Below are 18,628 nucleotides of genomic sequence, written 5' to 3'. Positions count from 1 at the left end.
CTGGCGCAAGCCGCTCCTGCCAGGGTTGCATCAAACCCGCTCGATCTCGTCGCGCTCGCGCTGTGACAAGCGTGTCAGTAACGCCCGGCGCTCGACTTTCTTCCTCTGCCCCATGGCTTCTATTTCCTGGCTGTAGGCTTCACCCAGTTCCGGGTGCAGATCCTGCAAGGCTTCAGCCTCCAGTTCAAAACGATGTTCCAGTGCCGAAAAGTCGGCCACGTACTTGCGCTGCAGGTAGTTGACCCAATATTCCTGAGCAATCAGCCGTTCCATAAAAGCCGGGCTGGCTTGTGCGGCAAGCACCTTGGCATATGCGTTTTCGATATCCTGCGCGCTCACCCGCGCCGCGTTTCTGAACAGCATGTCCTTGGGCTGCCTGGGCAGGTCCAGACGCCTGGCCAAACTGATGCGATAGGCCAGGCGAACTTCGGCAGGATCCAGGTCAGGATGCAGGCTGATGGCCGCTGCGGCGATGTCTTCCACTTGCCCCAGACGGAACAGGCTTCGCGCCAGGCGCAGCAGCACGGTTCCCTCTTCACCGGCAACCACTGAGCGCAGTGCATTGAACTCATGGACTTTTACTTCCAGATCGCTGAACAGCAGGATGCGCCCATCGCCGCAGGTCATGGGAGAGTGGGCGATGATAAACAAGTCACTGCACAGCGCCGGATCCGCATCGGCCGCCTGCAAGACATCCCAGACCCGCCGCGCAAGGTCGGCCTTGTCCTGAATGAAGTCGCGGGTGTACTTCAACTGCGACAGCAAGTGGAACAGACCTTCGCTGCCATCCCGGGCCCGCACGTTTTCCCAGATGGCATGTTTTGGCGAAACATCGGCAACACCGTCGAACCAGCGCTCCTTTTGCTGATTCTCTGGCTCCGAGCCCGGATGTACCAGATCCTCATCCGACTCATCGGAGCTACTGGCCGCTGTATCCGTATCCTCCAGGGCCAGTTCGATTTCCTCGCGAGTAAAACCAAGGCTGTTGCCCGACAACTCCATATAGTCCCTCAGCGTGCTGAAGCTGGCACTGGACATCAGGTTATCGGACAGATCGGTGTTGGCCATCAGCACATCGTTATCCCCCTCAAACAGCTCCGGCGGAATAGAGTCGATCTGGTTGTTGCTCAGGTCCAGGCTTCTCAAGGCCGGGCTGGTGAGCACGCGCGCAGGCCAGCGAGTCAGGTTGTTGCCGCGTAAATCGAGGGTTTGCAGTTCGCCCAGGCCGTCAAGATCGAAGCTTTCTAGTCGGTTGTAACTCAGATCCAGCCATTGCAGGCGGGCCATCGATTGCAGTTGCTGCTGCAGTTGATCGCCGCCTTCGAGCAGGTTGTGCGAAGCCTCAAGGCGGGTCAGGTTGTCCAGCGAACCCAGTACTTCGGGCAATCGGGTCAACCTGTTGTTGTTAAGTCGCAAGGTATTCAGGGCCGTGAATTCACTGATAAACCCGTCGCTGCCTTGTGCGCTGAGCCTGACGCCACTGAGGTTCAATGTCGTGACATGCTCCAGGGACGCGTGCAACGGCGCAATATCACCCAGGCACAGATCCGAGAAATCCAGGCTCTGGCTGTTGCCCGATTCATCCGCGGCAGGCGCCCCCCGCACATGGCGCCAGGCATCCAGAACCCGGTCGGCCGCACGCCTGCGGTCTACCGCACTGACCCAACGCCCGCCCTCTCGATGACTGGGTGTATCAATCCAGCTGTTGAGGCGCTGGATCAGCCCGTCGTACTGGTTGTTCCACTGTACCAACCGGGCATTGATGTCCAGCGCATCCAGCCCTTGGGTGCGCCATTGTTCGATGAGTTCGATGGCATCACCCAGCCCCAGGTCAGGGTGGATTCTGAGCAACAAGGCGGCGGGTTCGACCAGCGGCTGATCGGGATCGAGCACTGGTGCAGCCGGTAACAGCAAGTCCGGGTTGTCGGATACGTCATCGGGGAAAAACTCAGGCGTACCACCCGTCTGGCCTGAGGCCAGCAACAGGGGGCTGATGTCCCCCGCCCCCTGGCGCCCGCTACGGCGAATATACGCCAGCAACTCGGCACAGCTTGCCGGTGTCAACCGGCAGCCGCGCAGGTAGGTGCCGAGCATTAGTTGATCGTGCCCCTGCAATGCTGCTTGAGGAATGTCGACAATGGCACTGCGGCTCAGATTCAACTGGCGCAACAGCGGCAGTTGCAGCGCTCCGGATGGCCACGCCTTGATTCCCGAATCGCTGAGGTCAAGTGACTCCAGGCGAGTCATTGCACTGACATCCAAAGCCGTCACGCGATTGCCCTGCAAGCTCAGTTTTTGCAACTCGGTCAAGCGATTCAGGCGCCCCTGCATCGACGGGTTGAGGGTCAACTCGTTAAAGGCCAGGTTGAGCTCAGTGAGCTGCCTGAGCCCCCCCAGGGCTGCTGGCAATGATGTCAGGCTGTTACGGCTCAGGTTCAGGATTTTGACATGGGCGAATGGGCCCAGAAACCGGTCCAGCTCATCCAGTGGCACACTCAGGTTGCTCATGTCCAGGAAGTACACATGGCCAAACCCGTTGGCAGGCAGTTGTGGCAAGTCATGCACCCCGCCTCCCGAGATATCCAGAAAGCCGCCCTTTGAACTGCGTCGCCATGAAGGACCGGGCCTGGCGTCCTCCACCTCCAGACGCGAAGCAACCCCCTGGCTCCAGCAATGCCGAAGCCTGTCGGCCGCCTGCCTGCGAAAAAACATATCCGCGCTCATGGGTTGCTTGTTGACCCACACATCCAGCGCCGCAACCAGGGCATGGTGCTCTGCATGCAGCCCATTGACGCGCACCAGCAACTCGGGCAACGCCTGATCCCTGCCGGAGTATTGAGCCAGGACCGTGTCGCGAAAATGCAAATCATGGGGTACGAATTGCTTGATGCTGCCCCGGCAGTAGTCCGTTATCCACTGTGCTACATCGCGCAAATGCGCCGGGTTGTCGCGCAGGTACTCGTAGGCCTGCATGACAGACACGGGCTCGATATTCGACCAGTTCAGTTGCATGCCTCGCCACAGCCGCGAATACCCCGTCAATAACTGCTCTGGCAATGTTTTGATCGAGGTTTCAGACAAATCGAGGGTTTCGAGATGCTCAAGCTCGAACACTCCGCCGGGCCACTGCCCCAGGTTGCCCTGTACCCGCAATGCCCTTAACCGGGGCCAGCCACTGAGGTCCAGGCTCTCTAGCGCCCCCGTCAATGACAGACGCTCTATGTGCGTCACAACCCGCAGTTGCTCCATAAATGTGCGAGAAAAACCCTGCCAGCGGGCGCTCAGGGCCAGATCCTTGATCTGGGGCAACAGCGCCAGACCTTCGGCCACCCCCAGCAACTCGGCATGCTCGACACTCACTTCAAGGCGCTGCTGGCCGGTAAAGCGCCGCACAAAGCCCATGTCGGCTTCACTCATGAGCAAGTCAGCATCCAGCTTCAACGTCCTGACATGGGAAAAATCGGCTGGCAGTGCAGGCAAGTCACCGATCCAGTCCAGATCAAACTCCAGATTCAGATAAGACGAGGGCTCACCGTTGCGGTACAGCCCCTCCCGCCAACAGGTCACAAGCCGGTCGCTGGCATGTTGGCGCATGGTCTGATGGAACGGTTCACGGGCAGCGTCCGTCCATTGCCGCAGCACCTGGCGCAACCCATCCAGCTCGCGCTGCCGAGTCATCAGGAAGTGAAATATCTGCTGGTCTGACTGGCCTTCGCTCAAGCGGTTGCCAACGTAGCTGATGACCTCCTCGTCGGTCATGTTCGGGTAGACATCGCGCATGCGGGTGATCAGGGATTCGGCCACCTCGCCCGCATGAGCCCGGCCCGACAATGGATAGCCTGTCTGGCCGTTGATTGTTTGCAGCCGGGGCCTGGACCTTGGGACGTGCAGTTTCAGGCAGCGGGCCATTTCACTGCGGTGCGCGACCCCATAGTCCCCCAGTGCACGTTGCAGGTCGCCGCCCTGCCCCTCTAGTGGCATGGCCGGCAAATGCTCCCGGCAATACAGGGCCAGCCGGGCCGTGTCCCGTGTCGCCTGAGCCGGTAAGTACAGGCCCGCCAATGCCCGGTTAAGACGGCTTTGCTGGGCCAGGGTGCGCGCCAGATCGTCCATTGCCGGTGGCACCTGACGGGTCTCGCCCATACGGGCCAACTCGCGATACCCGGTCTGTTCCAGCAGTTCCTGGGCCACCCGCTCGGAAAGCATGGGATAGCGACGGCGCAACCAGTCGACATCCGGATTGTGCTGCTTGCCCGGGCCGCCCATTTCGGCCCCGCCGGCAAACTGCTCCAGGGTGTCCATCAACATGGCCGGGACAGGCAGGCCATCGACATGGATCTTGCGCAGCGCATCGTCACTGATGCCGCATACATCGCCAATCTGGCCCAGGGTCCGGTCATCAAACCTGTCAGTCTCGTGCCCCAGCCGACGCAGCAAAGTTTCGCGCGACCACTGCAAGGGCCGCTCATGGTGGTGCCGCCAGGCACCGCCATGGTTATGTTCGAGCAACGGTTGATAGGCCGCGTTGTCCGCCGGGTGCTTGATTCGCCAGGCATTGAGCGCCGGGTCGAACACCTGCTCATAGAAGCACCGGTCGATCTGCACATAGGTCTTGCCATCGACCCGATACTGGCCCAACGCATTGGGCCTGACGTGTGGCTGAAACAGCGGATCACATTGATAAGGCACCAGGTCGGGATTCCACAGCCTGGCCTCACCGCCGGGCAGGACGATTTGCGTGAGATGATCGGCCCACTTCGCCAGACTACCGTCTGCCACCTTGCCGAACGCATAACCGCCGCCGCTCATGGTCGCGGCCAGCGCCACGTTGATGGCCACCGCCTGCAGGCTCGCCCAGGCACCGTCAACATCGCCAACCGTCCAGGCTTCGAAGCCGTGATAGATCTGCGCGCCCATTTGCAACGCCATGACCGCCATCATCACCTCGCCTGCGCCGGGGATAAAAAACGCGGCCACATTCACTGCATCCATCCCCAGGCCCAGCCAGTAATCCAGACGCTCTTGCAGCAGCTTGCTGTCGGCATCGGCGGTTGGCACCGCGAGCTTGCGCGCATTGGCTTTCAACCGTTCCAGGTGCAGGCTGTACAGCCCGTTGAACAACTGGCCGGGGGGCGTATCCAGGTAGACCTGGCCGAGCCTGAGGTCGACTTCATCCACATAGACCGCAGGCTCAATGCCCTTGGGGTCAGGCGCGCTCTTGTACAGCTGGTGGGTGAGCCGCGAGAGAAATGCCTGGGCCTCGCCCTGGGGCATCAGGTTGGCAAACAACCGCTGATACTGCGGTGTGCGCAGGTTCAGGCCCAGCTCATACTGGAAGGCTTCCAGGGACGGGTATTGCTTGAGTGGCGCCACCGGATCACCGGGGATATAGACCACCAGGGGTTCCATATCGGGTTTTTTCATCACCGGTACCTGGAACCCAAAGCCGCTGTCCTGCCACTCGGTCACCGGCAGGGTTGAACGCCAGGGGCCGATCAGCAACACCTCGGCCACGGTCAATCCATACAACTGCAATTGACTGAAGACCACCGGCTTGCCATTTAGCCTGGGCTGCGGGTCGTCTTCGAGCACGCCGCGCAACATGTCATAGGCCGTTGCTGACACCTGCTTTTGCATCAAAGCGGTATGCAAGCGCACAGCCAGCAGCTCTTTTTGTGCGCGGATCATCTGGCGCCGCACCAAAGGTGCCCGGCCAGGGGCCTCAAACACCGCGCCCAGATGCGCCTGATACTGCTGCCCCAGATCCAGGGCCCGGCAAATCTGCGAGAACACCTGGGGGGACATGTCCAGTTTTTCCCGGTAGCTGAAGCCAGGCACGGGCTTGAGGTTGTCCAGCGTCTCCTCAAACAGGCTGACCACAGGCCCGGTACCGTGCAGTAACCCGTCGGCGACCGTGGCATAGATGTCCGGGGGTTGCGCCGCATTCGTCATGCCCAGGGGCAAAGCCCCTGCCGGGGCCAGTGCACTGACCTGCCCTTTGACCACCAGGGAGAACGCCTCATTGCCTTCAAAGTTCATCAACGCGGCTTGCAACAGGCTTTGATGTTGCACCGGCTGATTGCGTCGCAGATAAAACAGCCGGTTCCTGTTGATATCCATGCCCTGGCTGGAGGCACTGTGACTGTGCAGCGCCTCCTTGAGCCTGGGCTCGGCAAACTGGGTGATGCCTTGCAGGTCCTTGAGGGTTTTGGCCAATTCGACATAGGCCTGTTGGCTGCGGGCCTGACTGACCATCAGCGCCTGGCGCAACCAGGACGGTGCATTCGTGAACCACGGCGGTGGCTCGACCGCAGACACCTGGCCCTTCCACAAACCCGGTTCAAGACGCTTGATATCGGCCACATGGCTGTGTTTGATCCAGCCCGGCAGCTGGCGTTTGATAAAAGCCGCGTGCGGCCCCAGCCCATTGCGTATGTATAGATTGTCCATAGTGGGAACTTCCAGAGACTCGTTTGAATGAGCCTCACTACTACGAAAGTTCCAAAGCGGCGGGTGGTAGTCCGTTAGCGCACCGGGAAATACCCGTTCCCAGACCCAGGTCTTGGCTACGCTGTATCGAGCGGGTGCGAACAACAGAGGAGAGGCAAATGGACGATCCTGCGGACAACAAGCCACCGACCTTCTGGCAAATGCTGCACAGCGTGATGGCCGCTGCGTTTGGCGTACAGAGCGGAAAAAACCGGGCCCGGGATTTCACCCACGGCAAACCCGCCCATTTTTTGCTGTTGGGCCTGTTATTTACCGCGGTGTTTGCCTTGATCCTGTTCGGGATCGTCAAGCTGGTGCTGCATCTGGCGGGGGTATAACGAACCCGGATCTCATCACCCATCCCGCGTGTAGTCGCTGACGAGTGGAACGAGGCTGCGATCGATCGCGAAGCGGTCGCAAAGCCGATACACGCGGTTTACCTGACTAACCGTGGAAGCTGATTTACGACGGCTGCGCGGGGGGCCGCATCACGCCGGACGCAGCCTCGCACGGCTCGTCAGCGACTACAGATTTCGCCACCCATCCCGCGTGTAGTCGCTGACGAGTGGAACGAGGCTGCGATCGATCGCGAAGCGGTCGCAAAGCCGATACACGCGGTTTACCTGATTAACCGTGGAAGCTGATTTACGACGGCTGCGTCGGGGGGCCGTATCACGCCGATCGCAGCCTCGCACGGCTCGTCAGCGACTACAGGGCGGCTACTGATGACTCACCCAAAACACCGCCGTGGCAACCACCAGAATGATCAGAAAAAAAATAGCCCACGCATCAACCTTGCTGTCGTTTTTGCGCGCTTTCACGGGAGTACTCATCGCATCGCCTCTTTTCGGTTTTATGGGTGATTGCTTGAAGACTTCTGCTCAGTTAAGTCCAGCAATGCCCCGACCACAAGTAAGGGATTGAGAATCAACCTCTTATAGTCGTTTTGGTTCTTTGCATATGCTTAAACATCACTTTTGCGCATAACTACAAACTGGTATCGTGCCCCGCTCCGTGGGGAGTGCGCGGCCGTGCGCGCAGATAAGCTGTTAGCAGCCTGAGAACAGGACCTATATGTACGTATATGACGAGTACGATCAGCGGATCATCGAGGACCGCGTAAAGCAGTTCCGGGATCAGACCCGACGCTATCTGGCAGGTGAGCTGAGCGAAGAAGAGTTCCGCCCCCTGCGCCTGCAAAATGGCCTTTATGTTCAACGTTTTGCCCCGATGCTGCGAGTTGCGGTGCCTTATGGTCAACTGACTTCGCGCCAGGCGCGAATGATGGCCAAAATCGCTCGCGACTATGACAAGGGCTATGCCCACATCAGTACCCGCCAGAACGTGCAGTTCAACTGGCCCGCGCTGGAAGACATTCCGGACATTCTGGAAGAGCTGACAACCGTGCAGATGCACGCCATTCAGACCAGCGGCAACTGCCTGCGCAACGTCACCACCGACCAGTTCGCCGGTGTCGCTGCCGATGAACTGATCGATTCGCGCCCTTGGTGCGAAATCGTGCGTCAGTGGACGACTTTCCACCCGGAATTCGCCTACCTGCCACGCAAATTCAAAATTGCAATCAACGGCTCGACATCCGACCGTGCTGCAATCGAAGTCCATGACATTGGTCTTGAGCCCGTATTCAACGAAGCCGGCGATCTGGGCTTTCGCGTACTCGTGGGTGGCGGCCTGGGCCGTACGCCGGTCATCGGCGCATTCATCAACGAGTTCTTGCCGTGGCAAGACCTGCTGAGCTACCTCGAAGCCATCCTGCGGGTTTACAACCGCTATGGCCGTCGTGACAACAAGTACAAGGCGCGGATCAAGATTCTGGTCAAGGCCCTGACGCCTGAAGTGTTTGCAGAGCGCGTTGAAGCCGAAATGGTTCACCTGCGCGGTGGCTCGAATACCCTGACCGAAGCTGAAGTGCAGCGTATCGCCAAGCACTTCGTGGACCCGGACTACAAAGCCCTGCCTGACTTCGGCGCTGAGCTGGCCGAACTCGACAAGCAGCACCCGGGCTTCGCCCGTTGGCGTACCCGCAATACCCTGGCCCATAAAAAGCCGGGTTATGTCGCTGTCACCCTGTCGTTGAAGCCTACCGGCGTCGCACCGGGCGATGTGACCGACAAACAGTGGGACGCCATTGCCGACATGGCCGACCGCTTCAGCTTTGGCCAGCTGCGCACCTCCCACGAACAGAACATCATTCTTGCCGATGTGGAAGAGAACCAGTTGTTCACCATGTGGGGCGAGTTGCGCGAAAACGGCTTTGCCACGCCAAACATTGGCTTGCTGACCGACATGATCTGCTGCCCGGGCGGCGATTTCTGCTCCCTGGCCAACGCCAAGTCGATCCCGATCGCCGAAGCGATCCAGCGTCGTTTCGAAGACCTGGACTACCTGTTCGACATCGGCGAGCTGGACCTGAACATCTCCGGTTGCATGAACGCCTGTGGTCACCACCACGTCGGTCACATCGGGATTCTGGGTGTCGACAAGAAAGGCGCCGAGTTCTATCAGGTGTCCCTGGGTGGCAGCGCCAGCCGTGACGCAAGTCTGGGCAAAATCCTCGGCCCTTCGTTCGCACAAGACGCCATGCCGGATGTGATTGAAAAGCTGATCGACGTCTATGTTGAAAAACGTACCGAAGACGAGCGCTTCATCGACACCTATCAACGTATCGGCATTGACCCTTTCAAGGAGCGCGTCTATGCAGCGAATCATTAAGAACAATCAGGTCATCGATGAAACCTGGCACTTGCTGCCCAAGGAAACCACCTTTGACGAAATCTCCAACTGCGACGATCTCATCGTCCCGCTGGTGATGTGGCGCGAGCACGGCCATGCACTCAAGGCCCGTGATGGCGGTCTGGGTGTGTGGCTGGACAGCGATGAAGAAGCCGAGGAACTGGGCGAAGACGTGGTGCATTTTCAGGTCATTGCCCTGAACTTCCCGGCCTTCACCGATGGTCGCAGCTACTCCAATGCCCGCTTGCTGCGTGACCGTTATGGTTACAAAGGCGAATTGCGCGCCATTGGCGATGTACTGCGCGACCAGTTGTTCTATCTGCACCGCTGCGGTTTCGACGCGTTCGCCATTCGCGCCGATAAAGACCCGTACGAAGCACTGGAAGGCTTGAAGGATTTTTCGGTGACCTACCAGTCGTCGAGCGACGAGCCGATGCCGCTGTTCCGTCGTCGTTAAGTGCGTGGCAGGCCTTGGGTTCACCCAAGGCCTGACTATCTTCAAGGTTTATTCAGGCGCCGCGGCAGGCTAAACCTGCATAAACGGATGTTCTGCTATTTCTTCCCGGGTCAATCGGCTGATGATGACCTCTCTCGCTTGGCGACGACTTTCCCCTACCTCCCCTGTTTGCTCAACATAGTCCTGACTGGACATGCTCTCGCGCCCGACATATAGCGACTGCATGCGCTCATGCAACGGAGAATCCGCGGACTGAAAGACCGCAGGGTACTTCTTCTCCAGAAACGCTTCCCAGAACGCCTGTTTTTCAATAAAGGCAGTCCGCTTGGTGAAGGTGTCCTCACTCAACACATAGTATTTTGCAGCCTCAAGTTCCTCCGGGGTTACGTTGGCCAACCGTTCAAAGATCATGCTCCTGGGCCGTGCGGGCAAACCAAGCTCCTCGGCTAACCTGACCTGATAAAACATCTGTACTTCCAACGGTTCGACCCGTTCGAGCCGTAGCTGCAAGTCAACAGGGCTGAGCCTCTGCGCCAATTGCATGGCTTGCGGCGTTGCCAGCCGATAAGCAATACCTTGCTGCTCCTGCGCGGTCATGTCCGCCAAGGGCTGATCCAGGTCAACCGTACCCGCAGCATCAACCAGGCGCTGCAACTGCTGGACGTAATTTCGCTGATCGGTATGGACCTGGGCAATTCGCGATTCAATGACCCCTTGCACATGGGTGTCCAGCAACTCGATGCGAAACAGTCCATAACTCAGTCGCAGGAGTTTTTCTTCGGCATTGGCTGCGCCTTGAGCCGTCATGATCTGGTGTCGAAGTTCCAGGTCCGCAAAGATCATCGGAATGCCATCGGCACAGGTATTCGGATTGGCCGACACTTCAAATAACTGTTCTCGCAACTCACTGTTGCCGTGCATCCCGTCAAGCATGCCCCATACGCGCATCGTTAAATTTTCACGCCCGCGCAAATACTGGGATGACGCACTGAGGTCCTCCAGAACGCGGAAAAAATCAGTCGAGCGACCCATGCCTCTCAGATCACTCCAGACGCCCAGTTGTTCGACCGTAGGCTCTGGCGCCCAATGAAAAATCCCGCGTGCGGGTTCGACATGTTGACGCCGTGGCCTGATCCCAAAAGTGATGCCGTGCTCGCGCCGGTAATTTTCCAGGCGGCGCAAAGAGTCCGCACTCAACGGGTTGTCATGCAGGAACGTGACTCGATTAACCGCAGCCCTGCCGGCAGTCAGCACCTCTGGCGGTATGCGACTGATGCTGTTGTCACGCAGATCAAGGGTTTGCAGGCGCCTGAGTGACAGCACGCCCTCAGGCCAGGTTTGCAAGCCGGTATAGCGCAACTTGAGTTGTTCAAGATCCACCATGCGCTGAACAGAGATGCGCCTGCCCAGGGGGTTGCCCACCAGATCCAGGGATTTGAGCCTGGTCAGCCCCGACAGCAGGGTGGCTGCGCTCTCGTTCAACACAATCTGATTGCCACGCAGATTCAGTTCGAGCAGTTCAGGCATCCTTGAAAGCGCCGCAGGCAGTTCGGCAAGCTGGCTGTTGACCAGGGACACAATTCGCAGATGAGGGAACTGCTCCAGAAACCTGCCGGGGAATTGACCGTTTGGCGAGTTGTGCAAGCGCAGTGAGCTGACATGGCTGAAATCCGCCGACAGATCCGGCAGGCAATCAACCGGCCATGCATTGAGATCCAGGACATACCCGCTGTGCCCTTCCAGATGCACACTCTCGCCCAGCCTGCGCCAGGTGCGAATCAGGGTCTGGCTGATCCCGCGCTTGACCTGGGCCGATACCTGCACCCGCGGCCCCGCCGTCGGCTGGCTCCACACCGTGCTGCCCACCCAATGGTCAAGATCGTTGCGCAGTGTCTGCAACTGCGCTTTGAGCTGGGTCAGGGCTTGGGCAGCCAATTGCGGACCAAGCCTCAATCGGTACAAAAACTGCCCCACCTGTGCCTCACTCATGGTCGGGAACAGCTCTCTGGCTAGGTCCTTGAGCTGTCTGGGGCTTTGCTCTTCCAGCAGGCGTCCCGAGCGCCCGCCCAGGGTGTATCCCACACGGCCATCAGCCAGGCGCAACGGGGATCTGAACCAGGGCTTAATGGGTTGCATACCCAGCAACTGGGCACTGCGCGGCCGATTGCGTGCCGCCGCGTCGGCAATCTTGCGACCAAGCACTGCCCCGGCATCGACCACGGGAAGGCCCAGTGCGTTGCGCTCCGAAGGCGTCAGCGCATAAGCCACACAGTTCAACAGATCGGCACTGCGATAAGCCCTTCTCTCAACAGTTCCAGGAACTTCGTACTCGCCATCACCCTTGAAAAACTCCCGGGTTTTCGTGGCCGGGGCATTGCCCACGGAGTGCAGCACTTCCCCGGTACGCTTGTCACGAATCACAAGGCGCAAATACGCGGGCCAGCCCGGAAAATCCGCCAGGGCCAACAAGGCCAGCGAGTTGCTGTCGGCGTTGCGCAGGGCTTCAAAGTAGAGCCCCTCTATTGAACGATTCAAGCGCACAACCTGGGCGTAACGGCGCGCCTCCTCCAGAACATGCAGCTGCAGACGTTCGCCACTGCCGAGGGCATCAACTTCTTCAAGGGACAAATGGCTGATCAACTCCTCCAGCACGGGCACCGGCAAGCCGGGAAACTGCCTTCTAAGCCTGTGCGCCAGCCTTGGCACAACCTCGCCAAGGCTGTACAGCCGCAAGAGCAGCTCGGTTTTGCTCACCTGGGCAAGCTCACCCAGCATGCGCGAAAGGGCTTGAACCTGCGCCTCCAGCCCCCTGACCGGCTGCCCCAGCAATCTGTCGATTTGACGGGATGACAGGGATTCCAGGGTCACTTTCAACAGATCGCCGTTCCTGACCTGGGTTTCAGCAATTTGCAGTCGCGGATGGGTTTCCACCCGATCAGGGCCATATTCCTCCAGCACCACCCCCTCCCTGTCGACCAGACACAATACTCGATCCGCAGGCCAGCCCGGCAATCGGGTCAGCAGTTGCAGTTGCAACGACGCATTGTCTACGGAGCGATTGATGCCCTGTTTCATCTGCTCGATAAAACTCTCGATCATTTCACTTAACCGTACGCGCTTGATGCTGTCCGCCAACAGGGCCGGTGGCGGCAGGTGATCCATGTACAGCTTGCGCAGCAGCCCCTCACCGGTATTGGTCACCTTCAAAATCAGCTCGGCCGTTGCCTGTGACACCCCTTTCACCTCAGGACCGAGGCGGCTGAACAACTGCGCACGCGACCATTGCATGGGGGTCTCCAGCTCATGCACCCATGCCCCGCAACCGTTATGTTCGAGCCGGGGCGTATAGGCCCCGGCGTCCGTGGGATGCTGGATAAAGCCCTGCCGCGCGCCGGCAACCGGCATCACCCGGAACACACGACCTTCAAGCTGGATAAATTGCCTGTCGCCCACGCTGTACAGCCCTTGCGCATCGGGGACGACTCCGGTCAACGAGACGTCCTTGAACACATAGGGCTCAAGATCCGGGCGCCACAAACGCATCTGGCCTGTGACCGTGCGCACAGGCACCAGCGCATCCACAACGGACAAAGGACGCAATGTGGATGCAGCCCCGGCAGAACCGGTCGCCAGGGCAACGTTTTGTGCGATATCGAACAAGTGCTCCAGGGCCGCGACGCGGTCATTGCGTTGCCAGGCCTTGATCCCTTCATACACATCGACACCCAGCTGAATCACACTGGTCACCAGCAAAATCTCACCCAGAACAGGCACAAAACCCAGCGCCAATGTCAGCAGGCTGAGCCCGGTATTCAAAAAGGTCGCCTGGCGTTCCAGGCGGGTCTTGGAATCTTCGTCTTCAGTGGGCACGACCAGCAATCTGGCATCGTCCTTGATTTTCGCCAGCTGCAAACGCCAGGCCACGACACAGGGGTCTTCCGTCTGGGGCAGATGCACGCTCTCGGACATCAGGGCCGGTTCATTGATAATGGGCGGGCGGCGCAGCAGCAGCGAATCCCAGGTCACATGCTTCACGTCCGTACGCCGCATGAACTCGGCGCGGTGACGCAGCGGCACCATTTCAAAGAAGTAACGAGCAAACACCTGGCCCTTCAACCACTCGCGCAATGTCGCCTTGAGCATTTCAAAAGATTCAAATGCGTGAAAAGCCCGATCAGGACTGTTCGGCAGATAAAGTACGCACGCCTGTACTTGCTGCACGGGTTGTTGCTCGGGCCAAAAGACCATCACCCCCGGCACTTCAAAGCCCATGATCTGCAACGTGCTATGGCCAGGCTGCATGCCCGCCAACCGATTCCCGGGGGCCGACAACAGATTGAGCATAAAAGCGTAATGCGCCGTAATGACCTCCCTCTTCATATACGCCATGTGCAGGGCCGACAAGACTTCGAAGCGTATGTTCCGGCTGAACAACCGATTTAATTTGGAAGCCCTGGAATTGATATTCTCCGGTGCCAAGTTGCCATCGACCGGTTCAAACACATCAGCCAAATGCCTCTGGTACTGCATGCCCAGATTCAAGTCGCGGCATATAAGTGCAAGGTGTTGCGGCTTCAGGGTCGCGTGTTCAACCTGTTTTCGGGCAACAACTTCATAGATACAACTTCCCGGATCAAAGCCGTCACTGCGGGTTTCTGAAACTTCAAAGTTCTGCAACGCCGCTTGCAACAAGCTGTGATCGGTGGTGCTGGCCACCAGATCGAGTTCCAGTGACTCGGGGTGCAGGATATCGGGCAAGGTTAACCTGATCAGCGTGTCTACCAGCTTGACTTGCTGACGGGCAAAGAACAGCGTCAGGTTACTTAACAGACGAACATGCTTGATCCCGTAGGCTCTGGGGTTCACCTGGTCCCAGCCGCGACCCGCCAGCGCGGCCTTGAGCAACGGTTCAGCAAACTGTTCGATGGGTTGCAACCCGGCCAGGACAGCGGCTACCGCGCGCTGAGCCTCTTGGCCCTGGATAAAGCTGTTGCGCAATGCCTCACGCAAACCGGGGTCTGCCTGAATAAACCAGGGCGCCAACAAGGCAGCGATATAAGCACCATGTTGATGGTCGGCCCGGGTGTTGGCCAGTTGGCTGGCGCGTTCAATAACGGAGTATTCTGTCTGTGATGCACTAGTGTGTGTCATGGTTCAAGCTCGGCATAGGTGTTGATACCGTCAGCTTATAGAGCGCACATTAATAAAGTCCGTTAATTACTTGATCACACTTCCAGCAACTGAGTTAAAAACAGGTTTAAAACAATCAATAATTACCGCACTTGAAAACCAGAACAAGTTTCAAACAAATGGCACTGCTGCAACTGCAACAGTGCCGGGGGGACAATTACCAGAAACGCTGTTGAGTCAGACGTGCCCAGAGTGAATCAACCACCTTTTCAGCCGACGTGCTGGCCGCCAGCCCCACTCGCTCCTGCAAGCTTTTACGCTGGGCATAGTGCAGGTGATAGAGCTGGGCATCCCTGGCCCGCTCGGACAGGTACTCGTCGCTGGTCTTGAGCTCATCGACCAGTTGCATGTCGACCGCTGCAACACCCAACCAGACTTCACCGGTGGCCACTTCATCGATTGCCAGTTGCGGACGGTACTTGGCCACAAAGTTCTTGAACAACTGATGGGTAATGTCCAGGTCCTGCTGGAACTTCTCGCGGCCTTTTTCGGTGTTTTCACCAAACACCGTCAGCGTGCGCTTGTACTCGCCTGCGGTCAGCACTTCGTAGTCGATGTCGTGCTTTTTCAGCAGGCGATTGACGTTGGGTAACTGCGCAACGACGCCAATGGAGCCGAGAATCGCAAACGGTGCGCTGATAATTTTCTGCCCGATGCACGCCATCATATAACCGCCACTGGCGGCGACTTTATCGATGCAGACAGTCAACGGGATGCCTGCCTGGCGAATACGCGCCAGTTGCGACGATGCCAGGCCATAGCTGTGCACCATGCCGCCACCGCTTTCCAGGCGCACGACCACTTCATCAGTCGGCTTTGCCAGGGTCAGCAACGCGGTGATTTCGTGACGCAGGCTTTCAGTGGCAGATGCCTTGATGTCACCGACAAAGTCCAGAACAAAGACCCGAGGTTTGTCATCCGGCTGTTTTTTCTGCTTTTTGTCCGCTTTAACGGTCTGCTTGTGCAGTGCCTTGAGCTGGCTCTTGGACAACAACGACTGCTCCAGACGCTCACGCAGGCCTTTGTAAAAGTCATTGAGCTTGATCACCTGTAATTGCCCGGTGGCCCGGCGCCCCTTGCCACGCAATGCCGCAAGGGTCACGAGGACCACCACTATGGCAACCACCAGGGTCACGGTCTTGGCCAGAAAACTGGCGTACTCGGCAAGAAATTCCACAGCCTCTCCTTAAAACGTCTGCAGCCCTCGGGTCAGGGCTGCGCAATGGCAACCAGCATACCGGCGCCAACCGGGGCCTGCCAGCCGTGAAACGCCTCGCATTCAGTCACAGGAGGAATTCAAACAAGCGTATGTTTTTTCATTGACAGCCACTTGCCATCCTCCTAACCTCGCCTGACTTTCAGCGGACCGGAATGACGCGGACGTGGGCAGCATCTATTTGATACGACATGGCCAGGCCTCCTTCGGTGCAGACGACTACGACGTGCTGTCACCACTGGGCGTGCTGCAGGCACAAATTGCCGGTCGGCATCTGGCCGACCTGGGCCTGCGCTTTGACCGCTGCCTGTCAGGCGACCTTTCACGCCAGCAGGACACCGCGCGCCATGCCCTGGCACAGATCAATGCAGCCGGGCTGCCCATCCCTGAACTTGAAACCGACGCCTCATTCAACGAATTCGATGCATTCGCCATACTCGAAGCCCTGCTTCCCGGCTTGCTGCCAGAGGAGCCTGAGGCGCTGGCGATCATGAGCGATGCCGCGTGCAACCCGGCCGAGTTCCAGCGCATCTTTGAACGGATCATCGACCGCTGGCTCAGCGGTAGCTGGGACACCCCCGGTCTGGAAACCTGGATGGGGTTTGTCGAGCGGGTTCAAGCAGGGCTGAACCGCATTCTTGAACTTGCCAAGAGCCAGCAGAACATTGTCGTGTTCACGTCTGCCGGCACCATTACCGCCCTGATCCACAGCCTGACCCGCATTGCGCCCACCGATGCCTTCAAGCTCGGCTGGCAAATTGTCAATACCTCGCTCAGCCAGCTCAAGTTCCATGGCAACGAGGCAACCCTGGCTTCCTTCAACAGTCATGTGCATTTGCAACTGTTGAAGACGCCGTCACTCATCACCTATCGATGAGCGCCGGCAACCGCGGCCCTCGGGCCGCTGTAAACCACCCTATATAAGGATCGAACCATGACTTCTGTAGCTGATGCCGTTCAAGCAATGAAAGCCAAATTCAACCCAGCCGCTGCTGCAGGCCTGGACCTGGTATTTGGTTTTCGCATTGATGAAGACAAACACTTCTCGCTGATCGTCAAAGACAGCACCTGTGAACTGAAGGAAGGTGAAAACCCGGACGCCCAGGTCACTCTGGTCATGGACGGCGAAACCCTGGAAGGCATCGTCAGCGGCGAAACCGACGGCATGCAAGCTTTCATGGGCGGCAAGCTGCGCGCTGAAGGCGACATGATGCTGGCCATGAAGCTGAGCGAACTGTTCCCGGCCTAAGCCACCGGAAACACCCAGAACCGAAGCCCACGCGCTTCGGTTTTTTTTGTCCTGTGCTTCACTCAGGCAATGGTTATCAAGGGAGCTGATCCCCCATTAACACCCCTGCCTATTAAGGCTGCGCCTGCCCTGGTTGCCCATTAAATTAACGAATGTTGTCAGGCCACAAATATAAGCAGAAGAGATAAACATGGCGCTTACCGACTCGTCCACCCGCATCCGCCCTGGCGAAGAACTCGACGCCAACCGCATTGATCCTTACCTCAAGGGCCATATCCCGGATCTTGAGGGGACACCCACGATCAGCCAGTTCCCCGGCGGTGCTTCCAACCTCACCTACCTGATTGACTACCCGGGCAAAGAGCTGGTGCTGCGCCGCCCGCCCTTTGGGCACAAAGCCAAATCTGCCCACGACATGGGCCGCGAGTTCCGCATCCTTAATCAGCTCAAGGACGCTTTCCCCTACTGCCCCAAGGCCTATGCCCATTGCACCGACGAACGCCTGATCGGCTCCGAGTTCTATGTCATGGAGCGGGTCAAGGGCATCATCCTGCGCTCGGATCTGCCCCAGGAGCTGGCATTGGGTGCCGACGCCACCCGAACACTGTGCAAGCGCTTTATCGACACGCTGGTCGAGTTGCATCGCGTTGATTACAACGCCTGTGGCCTGGGTGATCTGGGTAAGCCCCAGGGCTACGTGCAACGTCAGATCAGCGGCTGGAGCGCGCGCTACGAAAAAGCCCTGACCCCCGATGCGCCGCGCTGGGAGGCGGTCAAGGACTGGCTGCAGACCAACATGCCAGCCGATCACCCGACCCCAGGCATCATCCACAACGACTACCGCTTCGATAACGTGATCCTCGATCCCGCCGACCCGATGCAGATCATCGGCGTGCTGGACTGGGAACTGACCACCCTGGGTGATCCGCTGATGGACCTGGGCAACACCCTCGCCTACTGGATTGAAGCCGACGACCCGGCCCCGATCCAACGAATGCGGCGCCAGCCGAGCAACGCCCCCGGTATGTTGACCCGCCGCGAGTTCGTTGATTACTACGCTGAGCGCTCGGGAATCGAGATCGACAACTACGATTTCTACTACACCTACGGCCTGTTCCGTCTGGCGGGTATCGTCCAGCAGATCTACTACCGCTACTTCCACGGCCAGACCCGGGACAAACGTTTCGCGCAGTTCGTACAGATGAACGCCCTGCTTGAGCACATGAGCCTCAACGTCATTGGCCGCTCCAGCCTCTAAGCCCGAGATCACAAG

The 18,628-nt window shown here is 58.6% G+C and carries 9 protein-coding genes; 6 read left to right on the top strand and 3 right to left on the bottom strand.

What is annotated here, in order from left to right:
* Window positions 1-30: 30 nt before the first annotated feature.
* Window positions 31-6,450 carry an NEL-type E3 ubiquitin ligase domain-containing protein gene (locus VSQ83_RS10785; protein ID WP_326426609.1) on the bottom strand — a complete coding sequence of 2,140 codons (6,420 nt, stop codon included), beginning with the start codon at window positions 6,448-6,450 and terminating at the stop codon, window positions 31-33.
* Between the two features lie 158 nt (window positions 6,451-6,608).
* Between VSQ83_RS10785 and VSQ83_RS10780 the strand changes: the two genes are divergently transcribed.
* From VSQ83_RS10780 to VSQ83_RS10770, 3 genes are all read left to right on the top strand, one after another.
* Entirely contained in the window at window positions 6,609-6,827 is a 219-nt protein-coding gene (locus tag VSQ83_RS10780; RefSeq protein ID WP_219263068.1) for a DUF2970 domain-containing protein, read from the top strand.
* Window positions 6,828-7,563: 736 nt separating this feature from the next.
* Complete coding sequence (locus tag VSQ83_RS10775; RefSeq protein WP_326426606.1) at window positions 7,564-9,222, top strand: nitrite/sulfite reductase; 1,659 nt, start codon at window positions 7,564-7,566, stop codon at window positions 9,220-9,222.
* Window positions 9,206-9,700, top strand: a complete 495-nt coding sequence (locus tag VSQ83_RS10770) for a DUF934 domain-containing protein (RefSeq protein ID WP_219263078.1) — start codon at window positions 9,206-9,208, stop codon at window positions 9,698-9,700. Before VSQ83_RS10775 ends, VSQ83_RS10770 begins: the two co-directional genes overlap by 17 nt.
* A 69-nt stretch (window positions 9,701-9,769) precedes the next feature.
* On the opposite strand, the gene VSQ83_RS10765 is transcribed toward VSQ83_RS10770, so the two are convergent.
* Both VSQ83_RS10765 and sohB read right to left on the bottom strand, forming a co-directional pair.
* The gene (locus VSQ83_RS10765; protein ID WP_326426604.1) at window positions 9,770-14,851 is read right to left on the bottom strand and encodes an NEL-type E3 ubiquitin ligase domain-containing protein; all 5,082 of its coding nucleotides are present in this window, start codon (window positions 14,849-14,851) and stop codon (window positions 9,770-9,772) included.
* A 196-nt stretch (window positions 14,852-15,047) separates the two neighbouring features.
* Window positions 15,048-16,067 carry a protease SohB gene (gene sohB, locus VSQ83_RS10760; RefSeq protein WP_326426602.1) on the bottom strand — a complete coding sequence of 340 codons (1,020 nt, stop codon included), beginning with the start codon at window positions 16,065-16,067 and terminating at the stop codon, window positions 15,048-15,050.
* Window positions 16,068-16,272: 205 nt separating this feature from the next.
* Here sohB and VSQ83_RS10755 point away from each other — a divergent pair, with 205 nt between their 5' ends.
* The 3 genes from VSQ83_RS10755 to VSQ83_RS10745 all read left to right on the top strand — a co-directional run bounded on the left by VSQ83_RS10755 (window position 16,273) and on the right by VSQ83_RS10745 (window position 18,613).
* Complete coding sequence (locus tag VSQ83_RS10755) at window positions 16,273-16,983, top strand: histidine phosphatase family protein (RefSeq protein WP_133076882.1); 711 nt, start codon at window positions 16,273-16,275, stop codon at window positions 16,981-16,983.
* Between the two features lie 57 nt (window positions 16,984-17,040).
* Window positions 17,041-17,355 (top strand): SCP2 sterol-binding domain-containing protein, encoded by a 315-nt coding sequence (locus tag VSQ83_RS10750; RefSeq protein WP_095000408.1) that lies wholly within the window; start codon window positions 17,041-17,043, stop codon window positions 17,353-17,355.
* A 190-nt stretch (window positions 17,356-17,545) separates the two neighbouring features.
* A complete protein-coding gene (locus VSQ83_RS10745; protein ID WP_219263082.1) occupies window positions 17,546-18,613 on the top strand; it encodes a phosphotransferase family protein in 1,068 nt (355 codons plus the stop codon).
* Window positions 18,614-18,628: the final 15 nt, after the last annotated feature.

The sequence above is a fragment of the Pseudomonas sp. DSV-1 genome, assembly GCF_035830915.1.
Lineage (GTDB): Bacteria > Pseudomonadota > Gammaproteobacteria > Pseudomonadales > Pseudomonadaceae > Aquipseudomonas.
The sequence above is the reverse complement of the archived record's forward strand: the minus strand, read 5'-3'. Positions and strand labels throughout refer to the sequence as shown.

Excerpts from the sequence above, each read along its gene's own strand:
- VSQ83_RS10785 (WP_326426609.1), bottom strand. The coding sequence starts at position 6,450 with ATGGACAATCTATACATACGCAATGGGCTGGGGCCGCACGCGGCTTTT.
- VSQ83_RS10780 (WP_219263068.1), top strand. The coding sequence starts at position 6,609 with ATGGACGATCCTGCGGACAACAAGCCACCGACCTTCTGGCAAATGCTG.
- VSQ83_RS10775 (WP_326426606.1), top strand. The coding sequence starts at position 7,564 with ATGTACGTATATGACGAGTACGATCAGCGGATCATCGAGGACCGCGTA.
- VSQ83_RS10770 (WP_219263078.1), top strand. The coding sequence starts at position 9,206 with ATGCAGCGAATCATTAAGAACAATCAGGTCATCGATGAAACCTGGCAC.
- VSQ83_RS10765 (WP_326426604.1), bottom strand. The coding sequence starts at position 14,851 with ATGACACACACTAGTGCATCACAGACAGAATACTCCGTTATTGAACGC.
- VSQ83_RS10750 (WP_095000408.1), top strand. The coding sequence starts at position 17,041 with ATGACTTCTGTAGCTGATGCCGTTCAAGCAATGAAAGCCAAATTCAAC.
- VSQ83_RS10745 (WP_219263082.1), top strand. The coding sequence starts at position 17,546 with ATGGCGCTTACCGACTCGTCCACCCGCATCCGCCCTGGCGAAGAACTC.